The following is a 24,641-nucleotide window of genomic DNA, read 5'->3' as shown; positions in this document are numbered from 1 at the left end:
AATGCGAGACTTTTTAATATTTTTTTGTGAGACTTTTCTTACATAGCAATAATTGATTGGATTTCAATATACTGAACCTATCTATTAGTATAGTAGGCCGATATTTAGCAACGGCCTACGTCCATTTAAAAATATTAGTGCTTAATTGGAGAAAGTAACTGTGGATCTGTCACGAGTTTACGAATGCCATGAGCATGGTCCTCTTCAAAAGCATTGTCTTTACACCAACGCGCGAGACTATTTATATCAACTTTGGCACAGCTTGGGCGAACGCTCCAGCTTACTTGTAAAGGTGAACACTGTTGGTTGTTATAGCTTGGTCCTGTGGTTGAGCCTAAAAACTCAACCGGTGTTCCGGTATTACTTGGTAATACACCAGCCTGATGATAGCCGCCAACTTGGCCTTGATAATCAAGCTCAGTGAAGTCTTGCGCATTTTCATCGTTAACCACTAAAAACACTTGAGTTTCAACGCGTAGATCTGGATTGGCACAGCTGTCATTTAAACACGCTCCGAGTGTAGGACCGGGTTTTACATCACAAGAGCTATGAACCCAGTGTACTTCAATGGTATCGCCCGGTTTTACGTTGTTACATACTTTAGCTTCTACGGGAGCAAGCTCTGCAGGGGTGAGGCTTGCTGTTGCATTACATTGGAATCCTCCATATTTCGGGTCATTGGAGACCACGGAGAAGTCTTTGGCTTTATGTTCTGCATTTTTGTGAAAATGGATGTTACATAGATTGAGTTTTTCTTTTGGTGGAGCCATAGCAAAAACCCGTTTGTTGTGACCCTGCAAACTATCAATATCTCTCGGTGTTTGCGGTCCAGCCGATTCACACTGTGCTGCAAACGCTTCGAAACTAAATATAGACAGCGCTGTCAATTTGCTTGATTTTATAATCGTTCTCATTTGGTTTTCCTTTCTTTCGTGATTTCATTGTCCCCAATTATGGATCAAATATTTCTTTTTTGTTACAGAAAAATGAAGGGAAACTAAACTGGACCGATGAGTTAGGTATCTTGGTCTTGTATGTGAAAAGTAAAATACCTGATTACATCTCAGCAACGAGCTGAAACGTCAGAAGATAGTTCTAAATCAAGGTTGCTATCTAGGCATACTGTCTTTATAATACGCAGCATATTTAGGCAATCGCACTGAAACTTCAGTTTTTCAGTATAATTGCCTTTAAGCATGGGCGAGACATCGCGCATTAAAATGGCATTTTTGAGATGCCACTTCTTTAAAAACAGAAGTAAAACAATTTTATGTTTCGGTGTAGAATGGAGTTGCTCGATAGATGGTCGGGCGCTTGATTTGGTAAAGTGCCGAAGGTCGTCGGTTCAAATCCGGTGACCACTTCTTTGAAAAGTAGAAGTAAAACAATTTTATGTTTCGGTGTAGAATGAAGTTGCTCGATAGATGGTCGGGCGCTTGGTTTTGTAAAGTGCCGAAGGTCGTCGGTTCAAATCCGGTGACCACTTCTTTGAAAAGTAGAAGTAAAACAATTTTATGTGTTGGCGCGGGATGGAGCAGCCTGGTAGCTCGTCGGGCTCATAACCCGAAGGTCGTCGGTTCAAATCCGGCTCCCGCAACCAAGTTAAAGATTGAGTTCTTTGATTTCGCGCATTCCTTGTAATGCGCGTTTTGCGTTTAAGCATCAACTTTTTTTGTTTAGGTTGATGGTTAATTTGGCTGAGATAGCTCGCAAACCAAGCACGGCCTTTGGCCACACAGTTTGTTATTCGTGTGACGCCCCGCTTGGTTCGGGGCGTTGTTGTATCTGGCGCAAGGTGTATTCTGAGCCCAAGATCAAGCAGCTATGATTTGGGGCTTTAGGCCCTTTTTTTGTTTGTATGGAGGAGTTCTGTGTCAAAACTCGAGCAAGATTTGACTGAAATGTTGGAGCCTGCAGTTGCTGCGTGTGGCTTTGAATTACTCGGTCTTGAGTTTGTGCAAGCTGGTCGTCATTCTACACTTCGTGTATATATCGATCATGAAAACGGCATTAATGTAGATGACTGTGCGGAAGTGAGTCGTCAAGTTAGTGCAATTTTAGATGTCGAAGACCCGATTACGAACGAATATAGTTTGGAAGTATCTTCTCCTGGTGTTGACAGACCATTATTCAAACAAGCTCACTATGAAGCAGCAGTGGGAGAGGAGGTACGTTTGCGTACTAAACTTCCGCAAGAAGGTCGCCGTAATTTTAAAGGCGACTTGGTAGCAGTTAATGGCGATATGATCACGTTAAAAGTTGACAGTCAGGATTTCATCTTGATGTTGAGCAACATTGAGCGTGCCAATATCATCGCAAAATTCTAACTTTGAGTGCGAAGGACAAGGGCAAGCGAGGCATTACCTATGGCAAAAGAAATATTGTTGGTGGCAGAAGCTGTTTCCAATGAAAAAGCGGTCCCAAGAGAAAAGATTTTTGAAGCATTAGAGTTCGCACTAGCGACAGCAACAAAAAAGAAGCACGGCGGTGAAATCGAAGTACGCGTTACTATTGACCGTAAAACGGGCGAGTACGATACTTTTCGTCGTTGGAAAGCAGTTGAACCACAGGAAGACGGTTCACTAGAAAATCCATATGCGGAAATCACGATTGAAGCGGCACAAGTTGATGAGCCTGATATTCAATTAGGTGATTACGTTGAAGAGCAGATCGAATCAATTAAATTTGACCGTATCACCACACAGATGGCGAAACAGGTAATCGTACAGAAAGTACGTGAAGCTGAGCGCGCATTAGTTGTTGATGCGTATAAAGATCAAAAAGGCGAGCTAGTGACAGGTGTTGTTAAAAAAGCAACGCGTGATGCTATTGTTATCGACCTTGGTAATAATGCTGAAGCGGTAATTTACCGTGAAGACATGTTACCACGCGAAAGCTTCCGCCCAGGTGACCGTGTACGTGGTCTACTATATGAAGTGAAGCCTGAAGCGCGTGGTGCACAGCTATTTGTTACGCGTTCTAAGCCTGAAATGTTGATGGAGCTATTCCGTATTGAAGTTCCAGAAATCGGCGAAGAAATGATCGAACTTAGAGGCGCTGCACGTGACCCTGGTTCTCGTGCTAAAATCGCTGTAAAATCAAACGATAAGCGTATAGACCCTGTGGGTGCGTGTGTTGGTATGCGTGGTGCACGTGTACAAGCTGTGTCTTCAGAGCTTGGTGGTGAGCGTGTTGACATCGTACTTTACGATGATAATCCTGCACAGTTCGTAATCAACGCAATGGCACCGGCTGAAGTAGCTTCAATCGTAATGGATGAAGATACGCGTACGATGGAAATCGCAGTTGAAGCTGATAACCTAGCGCAAGCGATTGGCCGTAATGGTCAAAATGTACGTTTAGCTAGCCAACTAACTGGCTGGGAACTAAACGTAATGACAGTTGAAGAGATGGAGCGTAAGAGCTCGGAAGAATCAGATAAACTGGTTAATCTATTCACTGAAAATCTAGACATCGACGATGATTTTGCAACGCTATTGATCAACGAAGGCTTCTCTTCACTTGAAGAAGTGGCTTATGTGCCAGTAGCTGAGTTCTTAGAAATCGACGGTCTAGATGAAGAAACCGTTGAAGAGCTTCGTAGCCGTGCAAAAGATGCACTGACTACGAAAGCACTTCGCGATGAAGAAAGTCTAGAAAATGCAGAACCTGCAGAAGACCTACTAGCACTTGAGGGACTTGAGCGTCATACCGCTTTTGTTTTCGCTAGCAAAGGTATCGTTACACTTGAAGACCTTGCAGAGCAAGGTATTGATGACTTAGTTGAAATTTCTGAGTTATCTGAAGAGCAAGCTGGTGAGTTAATCATGGCTGCACGTAACATTTGCTGGTTCAGCGAAGAGTAATTTATTAACGGAGGTAACATCACGTATGGCAGAAGTGAGCATTAACAAACTAGCCGAGAGTATTGGTACAACTGTTGATAAATTACTACAACAGTTAAAAGATGCAGGGATCACCAAAGCCGAGGGCGACCAAGTTACTGAATCCGAAAAGGCGACGTTGCTTGATCACCTAAGCAAGCAACACGGTGGCACTGGTTCAACCGGCCCTGAGCGTATGACTCTACAGCGTAAGAGTAAAAGCACGTTAAGTGTTAACTCATCTGGTAAAGCAAAGTCTGTATCTGTAGAAGTCCGTAAGAAGCGCACTTACGTTAAAAAGAGCGCAATCGAGCAGCAGAAAGAGCAAGAACGCTTAGCTGCAGAGGAAGCTGCGCGCAAAGAAGCAGAGTTAAAGGCTCAGCAACAAGCAGAGCAACAGGCCAAAGAAGAAGCTGAGCGCAACGCGCGCGAAGAAGCGGAACGCAAGGCCGATGAGGAAGCCGAGCGCAAAGCTAAAGAAGAGGCGAAGCGAAAAGCGGATGCTGAACGTCAAGCCAAAGATAAGCAGAGTAAAGAAGTGGATAGCGCGCAACAAATTAAAGAACGTCAAGAAGCTGAGCGTCTGCGTCAAGAAGCAGAAGCAGCAGCCCTGAAAAAGGCAGAAGAAGAAGCAAAACGTCAAGCGGAAGAAGCTCGTCGTCTTGCAGAAGAAAACGAAGCACGTTGGAAGGCGGAAGAGGAAGAGCGCCGTCGTCGTGAAGAAAGTGCTGATCACCACCTAACAACTTCTACTTACGCTCGTGAAGCGGAAGATGAGTCTGATGCTCGTGAAGAGAAGAGTGCACGTCGTAAGAAGAAGAGAAAGCCAAGCGCGAAAGAAGAAGCTGCAGAAGCGAACGCGAAGAAGCTGAAAGGCAAAAAAGGTCGTTTAAAAGCGCCAACTTCGTTACAGCATGGTTTCCAAAAGCCAGCGGCAGAAGTGAAGCAAGAAGTTCGTATCAGTGAAACAATCACTGTTGCAGAACTAGCTTCTCGTATGGCTGTTAAAGGCGCTGAAGTTGTTAAGACAATGATGAAGATGGGTGACATGGTTACGATTAACCAAGTTATCGATCAAGAAACTGCGCAGCTAGTTGCTGAAGAAATGGGTCACAAAGTCATTCTAGTGAAAGAAAACGAGCTAGAAGAAAAAGTACTAAATGACCGCAGCGAAGACGGTTCTCTAGAGCCTCGTGCGCCAGTAGTAACGGTAATGGGTCACGTTGACCACGGTAAAACGTCAACACTTGACTACATTCGTAAAGCGAAAGTTGCAGACGGCGAGGCCGGCGGTATTACTCAGCATATCGGTGCATACCATGTTGAGACTGAAGGTGGGATGATCACTTTCCTAGATACTCCTGGACACGCGGCGTTTACATCAATGCGTGCTCGTGGTGCGAAAGCAACCGATATCGTTGTACTTGTTGTTGCAGCGGACGATGGCGTAATGCCTCAGACGAAAGAAGCGGTACAACACGCGAAAGCGGCAGAAGTACCACTTATCGTTGCTGTGAACAAAATGGATAAAGAGGGCATTGACCCTGACCGCGTTAAGAATGAGCTTGCTCAACTAGACGTAATTCCAGAGGACTGGGGCGGTGAAACGCAGTTTGTTCATATCTCAGCTAAGACTGGCCTAGGTATTGATGAGCTACTAGAAGCTATCCTAATGCAATCCGAGCTATTAGAGCTACGAGCTTCTGAAGAAGGTATGGCATCTGGTGTGGTAATCGAATCTCGCCTTGATAAAGGTCGTGGTCCGATTGCCTCTGTACTTGTTCAATCAGGTACCTTAAACCAAGGTGATATCGTACTTTGTGGTCTTGAATACGGCCGTGTTCGTGCGATGAAAGACGAAAACGGTAAAGACATCAAAACCGCAGGTCCTTCAATTCCAGTGGAGATCTTAGGTCTTTCTGGTGTACCAGCTGCTGGTGACGAAGCGACGGTAGTTCGTGATGAGCGTAAAGCACGTGAAGTTGCACTATACCGTCAAGGTAAGTTCCGCGAAGTGAAACTTGCTCGTCAGCAGAAAGCGAAGCTCGAAAACATGTTCTCTAACATGACAGAAGGCGACGTATCTGAAGTGAACATCGTTCTGAAAGCAGACGTTCAAGGTTCTATCGAAGCAATCGCTGATTCATTGACTAAACTGTCTACAGATGAAGTGAAAGTGAAGATCGTAGGTTCAGGTGTTGGTGGTATCACTGAAACTGACGCAACGCTTGCAGCGGCTTCTAACGCTATCATCGTTGGCTTTAACGTACGTGCAGATGCATCTGCTCGTAAAGTAATTGAAACTGAGAACCTAGACTTACGTTACTACAGCGTTATCTACGACCTAATCGAAGAAGTGAAACAAGCAATGACAGGTATGCTTGCACCAGAATTTAAGCAAGAGATCATTGGTCTTGCTGAGGTTCGTGACGTGTTCAAGTCACCTAAGATCGGCGCTGTTGCAGGTTGTATGGTAACAGAAGGTGTGGTTAAACGTAGCGCGCCAATCCGTGTACTTCGTGATAACGTAGTTATCTACGAAGGTGAGCTTGAGTCACTGCGTCGCTTTAAAGATGACGTTGCTGATGTTCGTAGCGGTATGGAATGTGGTATCGGCGTTAAGAACTACAACGACGTTAAAGTCGGTGACCAAATCGAAGTATTTGAAACTGTACAGGTAGAGCGCACGCTTTAATTGTAAGTTATAAAAATACTTGAGATGGGGGCACTAGCCCCCATTTGTGATCTCATAGATTTTTAAATTTTAAGTGGTGAAAATGAGAGAATTTTCTCGTACAGATCGCGTAGCACAGCAAATTCAAAAAGAAATTGCGGTGATCCTACAGCGCGAAATTAAAGATCCAAGATTGGGTATGATAACAGTGTCAGCTGTTGAGGTATCACGCGATCTTTCTTATGCAAAAGTATTTATTACTGTGTTGAATACCAGTGATGAAGACAAAACTAAGCAAAGTGCGGCTATTCTGAATGAAGCGACTGGTTATATCCGCTCGCTTCTCGGTAAGCGTATCCGCGCGCGTATCATGCCTGAGCTCAAATTTGTTATTGATAACTCTCTAATGGAAGGTATGCGTATTTCTAATTTGGTTGACTCTGTGATCAGAGAAGACAATGCAAAGCGTGGTCCTGAATCTGGAGATAAAGACCAAGAGGAAGAGTAATGGCGCGTCGCACCAAAGGCCGTGCGATTGACGGCATTCTGTTATTAAATAAGCCGCAAGGTATTTCTTCTAACAAAGCACTGCAGCAAGCGAAAGGCATCTATTTCGCTCAGAAAGCGGGCCACACTGGTGCTTTGGATCCGTTGGCAACAGGTATGTTGCCAATTTGCTTTGGTGAAGCAACTAAGTTTACCCAATTTTTGCTTGATACTGATAAAACCTACGTGGTGAGAGCACAGCTGGGTGAGCGTACAACGACATCTGATTCTGATGGTGAAATTGTTGAAACGAGGCCAGTGGATATTACGCTTGAGCAGCTAGAGCGAGAAATTGCCAGCTTCTTGGGTGAATCTGATCAATACCCTTCGATGTATTCGGCGCTCAAATATCAGGGCCAACCGTTATACAAATATGCTCGAGAAGGCATCGAAGTACCGCGTAAATGCCGTAAGATCAATGTTTACCGGATTACGTTAGACGAATATGACGAGCAAACTCAACAAATTCAAATGACGGTACATGTGTCTAAAGGCACCTATATTCGTACGATAGTCGATGATTTAGGTGAAAAACTTGGCTGTGGTGCGCATGTTATTATGTTACACCGTAGTGAAGTTGGTCATTATCCTAGCGATAAAATGATTACCTTAGTCGAGCTGGAAGCTTTACTTGAAAAAGCAAAAGCGGAAGAAGTCGCACCTTCCACTTATTTAGATGAATTATTGTTGCCGATGGATACCGCTCTGGTTGACCTGACTGTTGTCGATATTACTACTGAACAAGGTATCGCGTTTGGTCATGGTCAAACCGTTGCAGTGGCCAACTTACCTGACGGTATTGTTAAAGTCGTTGCAGACGGTAAGTTTGTTGGGATTGGCGAGCGTAATCCGCAAGGGTTATTGAAAGCAAAACGGGCGCTCTCTTCCGCTCCACCAGAATCGCAATAAAATCTTCCTATGCAAGGGGAGTTTATGCTGGTATAATCCGCCAGCTTCCGCTTTGGCTGAATTAGTGATCGGCTGAAGCATTACTAAACTTATTTTGGAGTTATTATGTCACTAAGCAATCAAGAAAAAGCAGAAATCGTAGCAAAGTTCGCACGTGCAGAGGGTGATACTGGTTCACCAGAAGTACAAGTTGCACTTCTAACTGCTGACATCAACAAGCTACAAGGTCACTTCGCTAACCACAAGCAAGATTTCCACTCACGTCGTGGTCTTCTACGTAAAGTTAGCCAACGTCGTAACCTTCTTGACTACCTAAAAGGCAAGAGCGTTGACCGTTATGCTGCACTAATCAAAGAGCTTGGCCTACGTCGCTAATATTTTTGATTTCTTGTTGGAAATTTATCCAACAGTAAAAAAGGGGCTAATTAGCCCCTTTTTTTGTGGCTGTTCTATCAGTATACTTACAGCCGTTTAGAAATACTTTTAAACAAGCGTCAATCGGATTTCCAATTGTAGTGCTTAAGTAAATTATGAAGAGTTTATTTAAGACTGTGATTGGTCCCCGTTGACGTTGAAAACAATTTAGTAAGGAAAATATTGTGCAAGCAATTATTAAAGAATTTCAACTAGGTCAACACACGGTGACTCTAGAAACAGGTGCTATCGCACGTCAAGCTGACGGCGCAGTACTTGCAAGCATTGGTGATACTTCAGTACTTGTTACTGTTGTTGGCAGAAGAGAAGCGACTCCTGGCCAAGACTTTTTCCCACTAACGGTTAATTATCAAGAAAAAATGTACGCTGCGGGTCGTATCCCTGGCGGTTTCTTGAAGCGTGAAGGTCGTCCTTCAGACGGTGAAACATTAACAGCTCGTCTAATTGACCGCCCAATTCGTCCTCTATTCCCAGACGGCTTTGTCAACGAAGTTCAGGTTATTGCGACTGTGGTTTCTGTAAACCCTGAAATCCAACCGGATATCGTTGCTTTGATTGGTACTTCAGCAGCACTAGCTATCTCTGGCATTCCATTCAATGGCCCTCTAGGTGCAGCACGTGTTGGTTTCATCGATGGTCAATACGTACTTAACCCTACGCTAAAAGAACTAGAGACAAGCAAGCTTGACCTCGTTGTAGCTGGTACTGAAAATGCGGTACTGATGGTTGAATCAGAAGCTGAAGTGCTGACTGAAGAAGAAATGCTTGGCGCTGTTGTATACGGCCATGAGCAATCACAAGCTATCATCAAAGCAATCGAAGAGTTCCGCGCAGAAGCTGGTAAAGCAGCATGGGATTGGACTGCGCCTGAAAAAGATTTAACACTAGCTGAAAAAGTAGCTGCAATTGCAGAGCAAAAAGTAGGTGATGCTTACCGTATTACTGACAAAGTTGCACGTAAAGAAGCACTTTCTGCAGCAAAAGCTGAAGTCATTGAAAAACTAGGCGCTGAAGTTGCTGAAGGCGAGTCACTAGACGAGCAAGTAGTAGGTAAAACATTCAGCTCACTTGAGAAGAAGATTGTACGTAGCCGTATCATTGCTGGCGAAAAGCGTATCGACGGTCGTGAACCAGATATGATTCGTGCACTTGACGTGATGACGGGTGTTCTTCCACGTACTCACGGTTCTGCAATCTTTACTCGTGGTGAAACTCAGGCACTAGTAACCGCAACGCTTGGTACTGAGCGTGACGCGCAGATGCTAGATGACCTAACTGGTACTCACAAGCATCACTTCATGCTGCACTATAACTTCCCTCCATTCTGTGTAGGTGAAACTGGCTTTGTAGGTTCTCCTAAGCGTCGTGAAATCGGCCACGGTAACCTAGCTAAGCGTGGTATCGCAGCAGTGATGCCAACACTTGCTGAATTCCCATATTCAGTGCGTGTAGTATCTGAAATCACTGAGTCAAACGGTTCATCGTCAATGGCATCGGTATGTGGTACTTCACTTGCACTAATGAACGCTGGTGTTCCAGTTAAAGCGTCAGTTGCTGGTATCGCGATGGGTCTAGTGAAAGAAGGCGAAGACTTCGTTGTACTTTCTGACATCCTTGGTGATGAAGATCATTTAGGTGATATGGACTTTAAAGTAGCGGGTACAGCAAACGGTGTAACTGCACTTCAAATGGATATCAAGATTGAAGGTATCACCAAAGAAATTATGCAGATCGCGCTTCGCCAAGCGAAAGCAGCGCGTCTACACATCCTAGGTGTGATGGACCAAGCGATTTCAGCACCTTCTGAAGAGCTATCTGAGTTCGCTCCACGTATCTACACCATGAAGATCCCAGCGAAGAAGATTGCTGAAGTTATCGGTAAAGGTGGTGCTACAATTCGTCAGCTTACTGAAGAAACAGATACAACAATTGAAATCGAAGACGATGGTACTATCAAGATCGCTGCAACGAACGGCAATAGCGCACAAGCTGCTATTTCACGTATCGAAGCGCTTACTGCAGAGCTTGAAGTAGGTACGCTTTACACTGGTAAAGTTATCCGTATCGTAGATTTTGGTGCGTTTGTAAACGTACTTCCTGGTAAAGATGGCCTAGTGCACATCTCACAAATCAGTGAAGAGCGTGTAAATAACGTGTCAGATCATTTATCTGTTGGTCAAGAAGTTAAAGTTAAAGTACTTGAAGTTGACCGCCAAGGCCGTGTTCGCTTAAGCATCAAAGAAGCACAAGAGAAAAAAGCTGAGCAGCCTAAAGAAGGCGCTGAGTAATCTCTGCAAGGTTTTGCATAGAAAAGGGGCTGAATAGCCCCTTTTTTTATGCTTTAATGCTGTTTGACTCAAAATGATGAAACAAAACTGAGTTTATCTGGTCAATAGAGAACTAGGCAAAGTTATAGTAAATAATCAGATTGTTGGTATACCTGAGCAAAGACTCTAAACGGGCAAATGCCATTGAATGAGGAAGGAAATGAAGTTAGCGAAAATAGTTGTGCCATTAGTGCTAATGGGGCTGGTAGGATGTAAAAGCACGCAGCCAGAGGCCACTAAAAACATTGTAAATGTTCCGCTTGCAGTACCACTTCAAGCCAATTTCCGTAATGAAATTGCCATTGCTCGATTTAACGAGTTACTCTTGCAGCCAGATATGGCAAATGAGCAACGCGCGCAGCTGCTATACAATCGTGGTATGTTGTACGATAGCATTGGTTTGCAAACCCTTGCTCGTATTGACTTCAATCGTGCTGTACAAATTAAGCCAGATCTTGCAGAAGTATATAATTTTCTTGGTATCCACCAAACGTTAGAACAAAACTATGGCCGGGCATATGAAATGTTTGACGCCGTACTAGAGCTTGATGAACAACATGAATATGCTTACTTAAATCGTGGAATCGCACTGTATTATGGTGAGAGAGCAGATTTAGCCATAAAGGATTTTGAAGCCTTTTTGGCGCGCGCTCCAAAAGATGCCTACCGTGCTATGTGGCTGTATATTGCTCAGCAGCAAGTAGATGGGACGCTTGCTAAGCAAACATTGACGGCAAATAGCCAAGCGCTAGACCCTAATGAGTGGTCCTCTCAGTTAGTTTCACTGTATTTGGGTACTTTATCTGAAGAAGAATTTTTAGCACAGATCTCAGAGGGTGTGAGCACCCAAGAAGAGTATGCGCAGCGTCTTTGTGAGGCCTATTTTTATCTGGCTAAGCGATATCAGGCCCAAGGTGATTTAGCCTCTGCGATTAGCTATTTTAAGCTCGCGCTGGCAACCAATGTATATGAGTTTGTAGAACATAAATACGCACGTCTTGAACTTGATTTGCTTGCCCAGTTGAATGACGAACAAGACGCGAGCTAAGCACCTTTTTATTTTCATGCTTATAGGGCTGCTGTTTTCAAGCAGCCCTAATTATGCACACCTCTCTATCGCACAAAAATCAGCACTCATTGTAACCAATCCAAATAGCTATTTTGCCATAGCACCAGCGCTTGAGGTGTCACCCTCACAAGCAAGTACGCAATTAGTAGAAGCTATTGCCAACCTAAAGCAGCCAAGTTGGGAGTATGAACGGTTACAGCGTACCTTGAATGCTAAAGAGAAAAACAGCACTAGGCTGTTTTTACTTGATACTTGGTCTCGTTTAGATATTCGGCAGCGCCAGCTAGTGTCCGAGCGGTTAGTATCACTTGGCCGACATGATTTACTTTATGCGCTTTCAAAGCGCTATACGTTAAACCCTGAACTCACCGCGTTGCTAGCGGTGTGGCAAGGAAAGTCTGTAACGACATTTTTGAATAATCCTTATTTAAGGCAATTTAAATCACTTACTGAGCTTCAGCATTCAAGCGCATCTTGTCAGTTTAATCTTGCATTAATCGCCAGTGATTTAGGTGGTTTGCAGCGTTTACAAGCGCTTAAACATGGTTATGAGCAACAGCCTGAGCCGGCCAAGGGCGTATATTGCTTATCTAAGCCGATATATGCGGCGAACAAACTCAGTTGCAAGACGCACAAAGGTTTTGCAATGTGTGACTTACAACACGAACAGCGCTTGTCGAAATACGATCACCTCGTGTTAATGGCAACTGAAGGGCTTGCCAATGTAAACGGCAAGCACATGACATTGACCGCCACCAGCACTTACAATACGCTGGTACACGAGCTTATGCACTTTAGCGGTTTTGAAGATGAATACCCAATACCAGCCCATAAAGCAAAATGGCTTTGTGCGACTTCAGGGAAAAAGGCACCAAATCTTTACGTTGGTGAACAAGCACCGAACAATTGGGCTCCGAGTCGCACCTGTGAGTTAGGTAAACTCTCCTCATATAAACCTTCAAGCAGTTACTCTTTGCTGGAATATCAATCAATTAAGTTAGACGAAAATTACCGTAAAAGGTGGTTAGCAGTACTGAATTCAAGACGTTTAGAAGATAAAATAGCGGTTAACTCGGCTGAATAGTTTTGAACTTATTCTGAATAGTTTGTTAAGGTTGGCTAAAATAGCATCAGCTAGAAAGTGAAACTCTAGACAACTCAAACACTAATCAAGTATAACAGGGTTCATGTACGTGTGGTTAATGTGTATCGATTGCTCCAGCTTGGAAGGGGGATTGTCACATTAATCTAAACGAGCCATAACGACGCAAATAAAAGGTTTCATCTATGACTTTATTTTGGATACCCTTGCTATCCTTAATTGGCAGTTTTATCTCTGCATTTACGGGAAAGCTTTCTCGTAATCAGTCGACTGCTATAACCTTACTAGCGCCAGCAGTGGCAATTTTACTTGCTGTTGATCTCGCACCTGCCGTATTCGCAGGAGAGACTATTCGGTACACATTTGAATGGGTACCGCTTCTAGATATTAACATCGCGTTTAGACTGGATGGTCTTGCGTTGTTGTTTGTTTTCATGATCTTGGGCATTGGTATGCTGGTTATCTTCTATGCCAGATACTACCTTAGCACCAATGATTCAATGCCTAAGCTTTATGCTTATTTAATGCTCTTTATGACTGCCATGCTTGGTATCGTTATGTCTAATAACGTATTACAGCTGTGGTTATTCTGGGAGCTTACCAGCATCAGTTCATTTTTGCTTATTAGCTATTGGTGGCATAAGTCAGAGGCCCGTAAAGGTGCGAAAATGGCACTGGCGATAACTGGCGGTGGCGGGTTAGCACTGCTCGCAGGTTTGATGTTGATTGGAGATATTGTTGGGAGCTATAACCTTGACGTGATTCTATCGAGCCGTGAGCTTATTCAATCCCATGCATTATATGAAGTTGCGTTAATCCTCGTACTACTGGGCGCATTTACTAAGTCAGCGCAGTTCCCATTCCATTTCTGGTTGCCCCATGCGATGGCTGCACCAACACCTGTGAGTGCTTACTTACATTCAGCGACTATGGTAAAGGCCGGGATATTCTTACTGGCGCGCTTTTATCCAGCGTTGGCGGGTACAGAGCTGTGGTTTATTCTTGTTGGCTTAACCGGCTTAGCGACGCTGCTCGTTGGCGCCTATATTGCGTTATTTAAACATGATCTAAAAGGTCTTCTGGCGTTTTCAACGATTAGTCATTTAGGTCTTATTACCTTGTTACTTGGTTTGGACACCGAACTTGCGACTGTCGCAGCAGTTTTCCATATTATTAACCACGCGACGTTTAAGGCCTCGCTCTTTATGGCGACAGGGATCATTGACCATGAAACAGGAACTCGCGATATGCGCAAGCTCAATGGTATGTGGCGTTTTATGCCCTATACCGCGACGCTTGCGATGGTGGCCGCTTCTGCGATGGCTGGTGTGCCGCTACTTAATGGTTTCTTGTCTAAAGAAATGTTCTTTGCCGAGACGTTGCACCAGCAACTTCTGGGCTCTATGTCTTGGCTCATTCCAATTTTGGCGACAATCGCCGGTGCATTCTCTGTTGCGTATTCTGCGCGATTTATTCATGACGTATTCTTTAATGGAGACCCAATTGACTTACCGAAAGAGCCACATGAAGCGCCACGCTATATGCGCGTTCCAATCGAGATCTTGGTGGCTTTATGTTTAATAGTGGGTATGTTTCCTAACTTCGTCGTAGATGGCATGTTAAAGACTGCATCAAGTGCGGTATTGGGCGAGGCTGCGCCAACCTTTGAGGTTGCTATTTGGCATGGCTTCAACTTACCACTTCTGATGAGTTGTCTTGCGGTATGTGGTGGTCTATTAATTTATACTCAGCGCAAATATCTATTCCAATTCCAAGCTTCATTACCGCCAATGAACGCAAAGAAAACGTTCGAACGCACTATGTATAACATTGTGTCTTGGAGCCGTGCTCGTGTAAATGCAATCGAGAATGGCTCATTACAGCGTTATCTTATGCTGATGTTTATTGTTGTGCTGGTGAGTGCGGGATGGCCATTGTTTGAAATGTCGCAGTTAGTCGGGAACTTGGAGCCAACGCCCATAGATGTGCATAATGGTATCGGTGCTGGTTTATTAATGATTGGGGCGATTGGCACAGTTATCTGGCATCGAACTCGTATGGTCGCGCTACTGATGATTTCAGTGGTTGGCCTTATGGTATCGGTTGCCTTTACGCGTTTTTCTGCACCGGATTTGGCACTTACTCAGTTAACGGTAGAGGTAGTAACCATTATTCTGTTGATGCTTGCGTTATTCTTCTTACCACAAAGAACGCCGAAGGAATCTAGTTCTATACGCGTACTACGAGATATAGGCATTGCCTCTGCAATTGGTGTGATCATCGGGAGTATCAGTTACGCCTTGATCACAAGACCGCTGGATAGCATTTCTGAGTTCTTTATTGCAAACGCCAAAGTTGGCGGTGGTGGAACGAATGTTGTTAATGTTATCTTAGTAGATTTCCGTGGTTTTGATACGCTAGGCGAAATTACAGTATTGGGTATTGCGGCGCTGGGAATTTATAAGTTACTAATTAACTTACCGCTATTTATGCCAGGAAGTGATAGTGAAGGAAGACCTTGGGCGAAAGAGAGGTATCCGCTGTTGCTTGCAAGTATTTCGCAAAGCTTATTGCCTTTGGCGTTACTGGTTTCGGTTTATATTTTCTTGCGCGGCCACAATCTACCTGGCGGTGGATTTATTGCAGGTCTTATTACGGCGATAGCCTTTATTTTGCAATACATTGCCCATGGTTCGAATTGGATTGCAGAGCGCTTTGATGTCAATTACCGCAAGATTATTGCGACGGGTATCGCAATTTCTCTGGCAACCGGTGTAGGAAGTTGGTTCTTTGGCAAACCATTCTTAACCTCATGGTTTGATTATTTTGATATCCCATTGGTAGGTAAAACTGAGTTGGCAAGTGCCATCGCATTTGACCTTGGTGTTTATATCACCGTGGTAGGTGCAACGCTGATGATTTTGGCGAGCCTAGGTAAAGTAACGGCAAATGCGCCCAAAGAAGAGGTGAATATTTAATGGAATTGCTTTATGCATCGTGCGTAGGCTTGCTAGTAGCCTGTGGCGTATTTTTGATTCTTCGAGCAAGAACATTTCCTGTTGTTCTTGGTTTAACTATGTTGTCTTATGCGGTCAATCTGTTTTTGTTCGCATCGGGTAGATTGACCTTAAACAAAGCTGCCGTGCTTGGTTATAGCAGTGAGTATGCAGATCCACTGCCGCAAGCCTTAGTGTTGACGGCAATTGTTATCGGGTTCGCGATGACAGCATTTGTCGTAATCTTAGCTATTCGTGGTCGTTCAGATTTGGGGAACGATCATGTTAATGGCATCGTTCCTGACAAAAAAGGGTAAAGTATGATCCAGCATTTGACTTCTTTACCTATCTTATTACCTATGTTGGCGGGGGTGATCCTGCTGATGCCACCGTGTGGTAAAAACGTCGCGATTAGGCGTAAAGTCTCTGTACTTATGTCGCTTATTACATTCGCAGTTTGTGTCTCTCTTTTACTACATGTTCAGCAGTCTGGCATACACGTTTATGCGATTGGTAACTGGCAAGCTCCGTTTGGTATTGTGTTAGTTGCTGACCAACTTTCTACTCTGTTAGTCAGCTTAACCGCTTTGTTGTGTTTTGTGTGTTCGCTTTATAGCTGTGCAGGAGACGACGAGCGAGGAAGTTTCTTCCATCCGTTACTGCACTTTTTGGTGATGGGGGTAAATGGCGCCTTCTTAACTGGTGACGCGTTCAACTTATTTGTATTCTTTGAGATTTTGTTGATAGCGTCTTATGCGCTGTTAATGCATGGTGGTGATAAGCACAATACTCGTGCTTCACTGCAATACGTGATCCTAAATCTAGTCGGTTCGTCGGTATTTTTGATTGCACTAGGTATCTTGTACGGTGTGCTTGGTACCCTGAACATGGCGGATATGGCATATAAGATCACTTTCTTACAAGGAGACGATGTCTATCTTGCTAAGATTGGCGGCTTATTGTTATTGGTTGTATTTGCGCTAAAAGGTGCCTTGCTACCGCTTCATCTATGGCTGCCAAACACCTATGCAACCGCGTTACCTGTTGTTGCCGCTTTATTTGCGATCATGACTAAAGTGGGTGTGTATTCCATGATGCGCGTGTATACACTAATCTTTGGCGATCAAGCTGGTGAGTTAAGTCATATGGCACAAGAGTGGCTATGGTGGCTCGCACTTGCGACCATCGTCATGGGTGGAATAGGCGTGCTTGCTAGTCAAGACTTACGTAAGCTTTCAGCAAATTTGGTGGTGGTGTCGGTTGGTACTTTGGTGGCATTAGTTGCTGTACAAACGGTAAATAGCAGCGCTGCGGCCATCTACTACTTGGTGCATTCGACCTTAGTGTCAGCCGCATTGTTCTTACTCGCTGATTTAGTAGGAAAACAAAGAGGTAAAGTTGCAGATAGGATCACTGCTGGCCGCCCAGTCGTTCAGCCTATGTTACTTGGGATCATGTTTACGATTGCAGCAATTACTGTGATTGGTATGCCGCCGTTATCAGGCTTTATTGGTAAGGTATGGATTTTAAAGTCGACTATCGAGTCGAGTCATACCTACTGGTTTTGGGCTGTGTATTTATTAGTAAGCTTAGCTGTATTAGTCAGTGTCTCAAAAGCGGGTAGCACCGTGTTTTGGCATCATACTGGTAAAGTTGATACACAATCAGCGGAAAAAGCGCACCCAACTCAAATTATCGCAATCCTTACCCTGATAGTCTGCGCGCCGTTAATGGTTATTTTTGCCGGTCCTTTGACTGACTACGCATTGGCGGCAGCCGACTCTTTGCATGACTTTTCTAGCATGACGAATGCTGTGTTAAAAGGAGCGAAATAGATGCGTTTAGAAGCAAGATTTAAATGGCTACCAACTCCATTTCGCAGCTTACTGCTATTTACCGTGTGGTTATTGCTGAATAATAGTGTGTCAGCTGGACATCTTATTCTCGCCACTATTCTAGCTATTGTGATCCCGCTTATTACCTATCGATTTAGAACTAAGCAACCACTGATCATTAAGCCATGGCGCGCGTTTACTCATCTGCTGTTGGTGCTTTACGATATTATTACCGCCAACGTGGAGGTCGCGATAAAGATCTTAGGACCAACTAAGAAGTTACGACCCGGTTTTGTGTTAGTGCCGCTCGATATAGATCAAGCTATGCCGATCACTATTTTAGCCAGTACGGTATCTTTGACTCCAGGCACCGTAAGTGCTGAGGTATACCCTTGGCCTGAGTCTGTAAAAAGTGGCGAAAAACCAGAACGTAAATACTTACTGATCCATGTGTTAGATCTTACGGATGAGCAAGTATTGATCGATACCATCAAATCTCGTTATGAAGCGCCATTGAAGGAGATTTTTGAATGTTAGAAACTGTAATTCTTATTGTCTTCGCGATGATAGGTGTATCACTTTTACTAAACCTGTGGCGCTTGGTTGTTGGGCCTTCAATTCCAGATAGAATTTTAGCGCTCGATACCATGTACATAAATACCATTGCGCTTATTATTCTGTACGGAATGAGCATGGGGACGGCACTGTACTTTGAAGCGGCATTATTAATAGCCATGCTTGGCTTTGTAAGTACGGTCGCTGTATGTAAGTATTTGCTACGCGGCGACATCATAGAGTAGGAGAGTGGTATGTCAGAATGGATAATTTCTATTTTATTACTGTTAGGTGGTGCGTTTGTGCTAATTGGCTCTATTGGCCTTGTGAAAATGCCTGACTTTTTTATGCGTCTCCACGGTCCTACCAAGGCTACAACGCTTGGAATGGCGTGCTTATTGACCTCGGCAATGGTGTATTTCAGTACCACGACTGATGGTATAAGTGTGAAGGAAATCTTGATTTCAATATTTTTGTTGCTCACCGCCCCCATCTCTGGATATATGCTGATTAAGTCAGCAATACATCACCGCTTGCCAAGTAATGAAAAGACGACTGGCAAAGACAAGATAAAAAAATAGTGCTTCGGCACTTTTTTTATCTAGTTATTCATAATTTATTCTCCCGAATATTTCGCTGAAGCATCATAAATTTCAGTACGTTATTAAATTTTTTGCTACAGTTAAAAAAGATTTCATAGTCGCCGATAAAATAGGGGTCACTCGTTTTATCAAGTTGATGATGAACGTGCAGTGCAATTTTTTGCATACTAAGTCTAAAAAACTGGGAATGTTATGAAACAAGCTTCGATTAAAAACAAACTCTTACTCTTTGTAACAGTATTGGTAACGAGTTTGGTTGTTATATTAGTGACAACAATGTGGTTTCACCTTGCAGCAGAAAATACCAAGCAAAGTGAAGGAGTCCAACAAGCGATTTATGATGAAATATCCCAAGGCCTCATAGCTAAAGGTAATCAATATGGGCAACGCGTGGCTGGCTTTATTAATGAAGCCTATCGTGTTCCTTACACTTTGGCAGGTGTGTTATCTCATACCGCCAAACAGGATCCTCTGAGCCGTGAACAAGTGCAAGAAATTGTCAATGGCGCGCTCAAGCAAAATCGCTTTGTCTCTTCCATGTATGCACAGTTTGAACCTAATGGTTACGATGGCAATGATGCCAGCAATCAAGGTGGTTCGAGTCACTCTGTGCTGGGCGCTGGTACCTTAGAGCTCTACTTTACTCAAGAAGCCAGTGGTCCGATGCAGCAAAAAGTTGAGTCGGCAGAAGAAAAATACGCCGATGCAATCAATGAGTTTGGCCTACGAGAGGCAGAGTGGTATTTGTGTGCAAAAGACAAAGTAGCGCCTTGCATCATGGAGCCTTACTTATATGAAATTTCTCCGGGCAACAAAATGTTGATGACCTCATTAACCACGCCGGTTGTGGTCAATGGTCAATTTCGAGGCTTAGTGGGCGTGGATGTAAATTTACCTATTTTCCAAACTATGGTGGACGAACTCTCAAACTCGCTTTATTCAGGAGCCGCAAAGGTAACTTTGCTCAGTGAACTTGGCCTTGTCGTGGGCTCTAGTCACTACAAAAACTTAGCGCGCCCACTTGCGGAATCGACAAAGTCAGATAGGGCTGAGATGTTAAAATCGCTGCACACAGGTTCTGGGATTAGAGAGCTTGGTGAGGACTTGGTAGTAGCGGTACCGATTAAAATAGCATTGCCAAACACCACTTGGTCTCTTGTAATCGAACTCCCAAAGGCAATTGCTCTTAGCTCTGCTACAACGCTGCAAAGTCAGTTGGAGGCGTCGACGGACTCCGTTGGTCGCTGGATGCTTATTATCGGTATTGTTATTGCTGTTATTGGCATTGCCATTGCGGTGGTATTAGTGAACACAATTATCGGCCCGCTTACTCATATTCAGGAGCGGGTAGAGAACTTAGCTTCTAGCGAAGGTGATTTAACGCATGAGCTAGAGGTGAGCCATCATGCTGAGTTGATTGCGTTGGCGCATGGCTTTAACCGCTTTACTGATAAACTACGAAAGATGATTGATGACCTCAAAGGTCTTGCTGAATCTTCCTACGAGCAGTCGCATCGAACAACAGAAGCCGCGATAAACATCAAAAACAAAGTCGCTAATCAGCATTTAGAAATAGATAGCGTAGTTACTGCAATTAACGAACTTAGTGCAACCGCTTCAGAGGTGGCTCGGGCGTCGGAAAAAGCGGCTGCAAGTACGAATCAAGCCGCAGATCAAGTTCAGCAAAGCGAACAAAGCATCATTAAAACGACTGAAACGGTGCAATCAATGGCGGATCAAGTCATTGATGCAAAACAAGCGGTCGTGAAGGTGTCTGAGCGCAGTGATGATATTTCTAAAATACTAGAAGTGATCAGAGCCATTGCAGAGCAAACTAACTTACTTGCCTTAAACGCGGCAATTGAAGCTGCAAGGGCCGGAGAACAAGGGCGTGGTTTTGCGGTTGTTGCAGACGAAGTTCGAGCCTTGGCCTCAAAAACACAAGCCTCGACGGACGACATTAGTAAACTGATAGATAACTTGCAGAGCGAGGTCGCGAACTCTGGCCGTATCATTGAAAGCTCTGTGCAGTTAGGTGAAGATGCAGTGAGTTATTGCCAAGAATCGGCTAGGTTAATGAGTACGCTGGTTGCTGAGCTGACAAGCATTTCTAATGAAGTAACACAAATTGCGACGGCAGCTGAAGAGCAAAGCATGGTTACTGAGGAAATTAATACAAATACAACGGGCATTTCAGATGCCGCTGCTGAGCTTTCGAAGTTCGCAGATGAAGTAGAGCAAGCGGCCAGTTCAATGACGCTGATAGTCGAACAGAAACATAAGCAACTTAATTTACTAAGAACGTAAGTTTGTTGTTTTGCAAAGAGACTGGAGACAGTCTCTTTGCAGCTATGGCGTTTTTTATCAAAATTCACTATGATAACTGTATCTATATACAGTTAAGCCAATCATGAAACTCTATATCGCAGAAAAACCCTCTTTAGGTCGAGCAATCGCCGATGTCTTACCAAAACCACATAAAAAACAAGATGGTTATATAGAAGTTGCGAATGGTGATGTGGTTTCTTGGTGTATAGGCCACTTGTTGGAACAAGCAGAACCTGAAGACTACGACGCCAAATACAAAAAATGGCAGTTTCATGATCTACCAATCGTGCCTACTCAATGGCAGTTCAAAGCAAAGCCAAAAACAAAAAAGCAGCTTAGCACTTTAAAAAAGTTACTCACAAAAGCTGATGAAATCTACCATGCTGGAGATCCAGATAGAGAAGGGCAATTGCTCGTGGACGAAGTATTTCAATTCGTAAATTTGCCAGAGCGGAAAAGAGCAACGATCCGGCGCTTGTTGATCAGTGATTTGAACCCACAAGCTGTGAAAAAGGCATTGGCTTCGACACGTTCTAATCAAGAGTTTGTTCCTTTAAGTGTATCTGCGCTTGCAAGAGCTAGAGCGGATTGGCTATTTGGTATGAATTTAACCAGAGCATTTACATTGGCTGGGCAAAAAGCGGGAGTGAATACCGTTTTGTCGGTTGGCAGAGTGCAAACGCCGGTACTTGGCTTGGTTGTTAGAAGAGATCTAGAAATCGAGAACTTTGTCTCTAAACCATTTTATGAGGTGATTGCGCACATCAATAAACCGGGTTGGGGAGTTTTTGAAGCTAAGTGGGTACCAAGTGAAGCATGTAAGCCCTATATGGACGAAGATGGGCGTGTTCTGGTTAAAGCCTTAGCTGAAAATGTTGCGGATCGGATCAGTCAAAAGCAAGCTACAATAAATAAAGTTGAAACGAAACCAAAAAAGATAAACCCGCCGTTACCCTATAACCTTTCTTCTTTGCAGATTGACGCAAACAAGCGCTACGGTTTATCGGCTCAGCAAGTGTTGGATATTTGTCAGGCACTCTATGAGAAACATAAACTGATCACTTACCCTAGATCAGATAATCGTTATCTACCACAAGAACACTTTGTTGAAAGAGAGCAAGTCATTGCGGCTGCCGAGCACAATCAGGGAATAGAAAGTAAGTTTATTAAGTTAGCTGATATGGATCTAAAAGGAGCGTGTTGGAATGACAAAAAGGTAGAAGCGCATCACGCTATTATTCCAACCACTAAAAAGCTTCGCAGTGTTCAGCTTGGACATAGAGAGTTGCAGGTCTATCAGCTCATTTCTGTACAGTACCTTGCGCAATTCTTACATCCCTACCGCTACAATGAAACTAAGGTGGAGTTGGAGATTAGTGGTGGTCAATTCAAGGCGCAAGCCAAGCAAATAACAGATAAAGGATTCAAGATACTGTTTAAAGGTCACGAGGCCGAGAAAGAAAACCTATTGCCGGAGTTACAGGTGGGAGAGCAACTTTTGTGTGAGAAAGGTGAAGTTAAAGAAAAACAAACTCAGCCGCCAAAGCATTACACAGAAGCCACATTATTAGGCGCAATGACTGGTATTTCGCGGTTTGTTTCCGATCAATCTATCAAAAAGGTATTAAAAGACACTGACGGGCTTGGCACTGAGGCGACGCGGGCCGGAATTATTGAGCTTTTGTTTAGACGGCAGTTTCTTAGACGAGAAGGTAAGACGATATACTCTACGGCACTGGGTAAGGCATTCATTCAAACCCTGCCTGAGTCACTTTCATTACCAGACAGAACTGCGCTCTGGGAATCATTGCTTGGGAAGATCGCCAAAAAGGAAACGTCGTATAATCAATTTATGCAACCGCTTTGTAATGAGTTAGGTGCATTTATTAACAGCGCTCAGTCTATCAATACGAATGCACTGAAAGGTGTGCCTGTACCTGCATTTAAAAAACGTGGGGCAAGAAAGGGGAAATATACTCGAAAGAGAAAGCCAAGCTCTGCATAATTGTTTTATCGGCTTGGTTGTAAATTCAGATAGTGTCACTATATCAACCATATTAATTACTCAGACAGAAAGTAGAGCATGAGCAATAAAATTCAACTTACCCCTGAAAACATTCAGCAAGTAATAACCGATCCAAATCCAGAGAAGGTGTTGTTGCTGACCTTTTATAGCAATCAAAACCCTGAATGTGTTCAGCAAGACCAAATATTAGATGGGATCGCGACGGCTTATAGTGAGCATATAACCATAGGCGTTATTGATTGTGATGTCCAACAAGCACTGGCATCTCAACTTGCTCAGCAAATTGGTTTACAAGCTTTGCCGACGATTGTGATTTTAAAAGGTGGTTCGCCGGTAGATATGTTGGCAGGTGCAAAAACAGAAGAAGAAATTAAAGAAGCTTTGTCTGAACATCTACCAGCACCTGAAGTTATTTTACTTGATCAAGCAAAGCAATTTCTTGCAAGCGGCGATCTAAATAATGCTTTTGGTTATGCGAAGAAGGCATACGATATTGATAGTAGTAATACTCGAGTTAAGTTGGTGTTCGCTGATATCTGTATGCAAATTCAAAAATTTGATGAAGCTCAAGCATTATTAGATTCTGTAGATGAAGAACAGCGGGACCCGTATTACCATAATTTAGTTGCTAAATTGGCGCATGCTGCGGCTGCGCAAGATTCACCAGAGGTAAAGCGATTAGAACAAGCGGTGGAAGCTGAGCCTGATTCATTAGACTTACGTTGTCAGCTAGCTCAAGCTCTGTTAGATGTGGGTAAAAAAGAAGAAGCATTGGCAAGCCTACTTATGGTGCTTAAGAAAGATATGAATTACGGTGAAGCCAAAAAGGGATTCTTAGATATTATCGCTTCGCTTCCTGATGGCGATAGTGTTGCTTCAGTATATCGCCGAAAGCTATATAGTCTTCTTTACTAAAAGAGTAGAGAGTTAAATACCAAGATGCAGGTGAAAATTTATTCAACTGTATCTTGCATCCTCCCAAATTTGATCAATACTTATGATCCCTTTACGGAAACTGGTGACAGTTTTATGAAGAAAATATTGCATTTGTGTGGTTTTTAAGTGGTTTTGTGTGTTTTCTGTTCGAACGAGCCTTTTTTATAAGTTTTAATGAAAAAAAGGGTTGCACTAAAATCGGATCGCCCTATAATGCGACCCCACTGACACGGGGCGCCACGCTGAAAAGCAAAGCAGCAACGAGTTAGCGTCAAGTAAAACTTAAAATCGAAACTTCTGCTAAAGAAATTCAAAATTAAGTGTTGACAAAAAATCGGGAATGCTTAGAATGCACATCCCTCGAAACAACGAAATGTTTCGAAACGTTCTTTAAAAATATGAAGCAATCATCTGTGT

The 24,641-nt window shown here is 43.6% G+C and carries 19 protein-coding genes and 1 tRNA gene; 19 read left to right on the top strand and 1 reads right to left on the bottom strand.

Annotated features, from left to right (window positions below):
* Window positions 1-134: 134 nt before the first annotated feature.
* A complete protein-coding gene (locus B1L02_RS12435; protein ID WP_088531274.1) occupies window positions 135-914 on the bottom strand; it encodes a delta-class carbonic anhydrase in 780 nt (259 codons plus the stop codon).
* A 609-nt stretch (window positions 915-1,523) separates the two neighbouring features.
* Between B1L02_RS12435 and B1L02_RS12430 the strand changes: the two genes are divergently transcribed.
* The 19 genes from B1L02_RS12430 to B1L02_RS12340 all read left to right on the top strand — a co-directional run bounded on the left by B1L02_RS12430 (window position 1,524) and on the right by B1L02_RS12340 (window position 24,203).
* Window positions 1,524-1,600 (top strand) — tRNA-Met (locus tag B1L02_RS12430).
* 271 nt (window positions 1,601-1,871) lie between these two features.
* Window positions 1,872-2,327, top strand: a complete 456-nt coding sequence (rimP, locus tag B1L02_RS12425; protein WP_088531273.1) for a ribosome maturation factor RimP — start codon at window positions 1,872-1,874, stop codon at window positions 2,325-2,327.
* Window positions 2,328-2,366: 39 nt separating this feature from the next.
* The gene (gene nusA, locus B1L02_RS12420) at window positions 2,367-3,866 is read left to right on the top strand and encodes a transcription termination factor NusA (protein WP_088531272.1); all 1,500 of its coding nucleotides are present in this window, start codon (window positions 2,367-2,369) and stop codon (window positions 3,864-3,866) included.
* Between the two features lie 25 nt (window positions 3,867-3,891).
* Window positions 3,892-6,579: a translation initiation factor IF-2 gene (gene infB / locus B1L02_RS12415; RefSeq protein WP_088531271.1), complete on the top strand. Its 2,688-nt coding sequence runs from the start codon at window positions 3,892-3,894 to the stop codon at window positions 6,577-6,579.
* Window positions 6,580-6,661: 82 nt separating this feature from the next.
* Window positions 6,662-7,066 (top strand): 30S ribosome-binding factor RbfA, encoded by a 405-nt coding sequence (rbfA, locus tag B1L02_RS12410; RefSeq protein WP_088531270.1) that lies wholly within the window; start codon window positions 6,662-6,664, stop codon window positions 7,064-7,066.
* Window positions 7,066-8,013 carry a tRNA pseudouridine(55) synthase TruB gene (gene truB / locus B1L02_RS12405; protein WP_088531269.1) on the top strand — a complete coding sequence of 316 codons (948 nt, stop codon included), beginning with the start codon at window positions 7,066-7,068 and terminating at the stop codon, window positions 8,011-8,013. The genes rbfA and truB overlap by 1 nt, the downstream gene beginning before the upstream one ends.
* A 105-nt stretch (window positions 8,014-8,118) precedes the next feature.
* A complete protein-coding gene (gene rpsO / locus B1L02_RS12400; RefSeq protein WP_010370825.1) occupies window positions 8,119-8,388 on the top strand; it encodes a 30S ribosomal protein S15 in 270 nt (89 codons plus the stop codon).
* 224 nt (window positions 8,389-8,612) lie between these two features.
* The gene (gene pnp, locus B1L02_RS12395) at window positions 8,613-10,736 is read left to right on the top strand and encodes a polyribonucleotide nucleotidyltransferase (protein ID WP_088531268.1); all 2,124 of its coding nucleotides are present in this window, start codon (window positions 8,613-8,615) and stop codon (window positions 10,734-10,736) included.
* A gap of 199 nt (window positions 10,737-10,935) precedes the next feature.
* Window positions 10,936-11,823, top strand: a complete 888-nt coding sequence (gene nlpI, locus B1L02_RS12390) for a lipoprotein NlpI (protein ID WP_088531267.1) — start codon at window positions 10,936-10,938, stop codon at window positions 11,821-11,823.
* Window positions 11,801-12,928, top strand: coding sequence for a hypothetical protein (locus B1L02_RS12385; protein ID WP_088531266.1), 1,128 nt, complete (start codon window positions 11,801-11,803; stop codon window positions 12,926-12,928). The genes nlpI and B1L02_RS12385 overlap by 23 nt, the downstream gene beginning before the upstream one ends.
* 203 nt (window positions 12,929-13,131) lie before the next feature.
* Window positions 13,132-15,924 (top strand): monovalent cation/H+ antiporter subunit A, encoded by a 2,793-nt coding sequence (locus B1L02_RS12380; RefSeq protein ID WP_088531265.1) that lies wholly within the window; start codon window positions 13,132-13,134, stop codon window positions 15,922-15,924.
* Window positions 15,924-16,259, top strand: coding sequence for a Na+/H+ antiporter subunit C (locus tag B1L02_RS12375; protein WP_088531264.1), 336 nt, complete (start codon window positions 15,924-15,926; stop codon window positions 16,257-16,259). Before B1L02_RS12380 ends, B1L02_RS12375 begins: the two co-directional genes overlap by 1 nt.
* Window positions 16,260-16,262: 3 nt before the next feature.
* Window positions 16,263-17,777, top strand: a complete 1,515-nt coding sequence (locus tag B1L02_RS12370; RefSeq protein ID WP_088531263.1) for a monovalent cation/H+ antiporter subunit D — start codon at window positions 16,263-16,265, stop codon at window positions 17,775-17,777.
* Window positions 17,778-18,314: a Na+/H+ antiporter subunit E gene (locus B1L02_RS12365; protein WP_088531262.1), complete on the top strand. Its 537-nt coding sequence runs from the start codon at window positions 17,778-17,780 to the stop codon at window positions 18,312-18,314.
* A complete protein-coding gene (locus B1L02_RS12360) occupies window positions 18,308-18,577 on the top strand; it encodes a K+/H+ antiporter subunit F (RefSeq protein WP_010370838.1) in 270 nt (89 codons plus the stop codon). Before B1L02_RS12365 ends, B1L02_RS12360 begins: the two co-directional genes overlap by 7 nt.
* Before the next feature lie 9 nt (window positions 18,578-18,586).
* Window positions 18,587-18,913, top strand: a complete 327-nt coding sequence (locus tag B1L02_RS12355) for a Na+/H+ antiporter subunit G (protein WP_088531261.1) — start codon at window positions 18,587-18,589, stop codon at window positions 18,911-18,913.
* 213 nt (window positions 18,914-19,126) lie between these two features.
* Window positions 19,127-21,241 carry a methyl-accepting chemotaxis protein gene (locus B1L02_RS12350; RefSeq protein ID WP_088531260.1) on the top strand — a complete coding sequence of 705 codons (2,115 nt, stop codon included), beginning with the start codon at window positions 19,127-19,129 and terminating at the stop codon, window positions 21,239-21,241.
* 103 nt (window positions 21,242-21,344) lie between these two features.
* The gene (locus B1L02_RS12345; RefSeq protein ID WP_088531259.1) at window positions 21,345-23,267 is read left to right on the top strand and encodes a DNA topoisomerase III; all 1,923 of its coding nucleotides are present in this window, start codon (window positions 21,345-21,347) and stop codon (window positions 23,265-23,267) included.
* 78 nt (window positions 23,268-23,345) lie between these two features.
* On the top strand, window positions 23,346-24,203 hold the full coding sequence (locus tag B1L02_RS12340) for a tetratricopeptide repeat protein (RefSeq protein WP_088531258.1): 858 nt from the start codon (window positions 23,346-23,348) through the stop codon (window positions 24,201-24,203).
* The last annotated feature ends 438 nt before the right edge of the window (window positions 24,204-24,641 follow it).

The sequence above is a fragment of the Pseudoalteromonas piscicida genome (genome assembly GCF_002208135.1).
Lineage (GTDB): Bacteria > Pseudomonadota > Gammaproteobacteria > Enterobacterales > Alteromonadaceae > Pseudoalteromonas > Pseudoalteromonas piscicida_A.
This window is presented reverse-complemented; position numbering and strand designations above follow the sequence as displayed.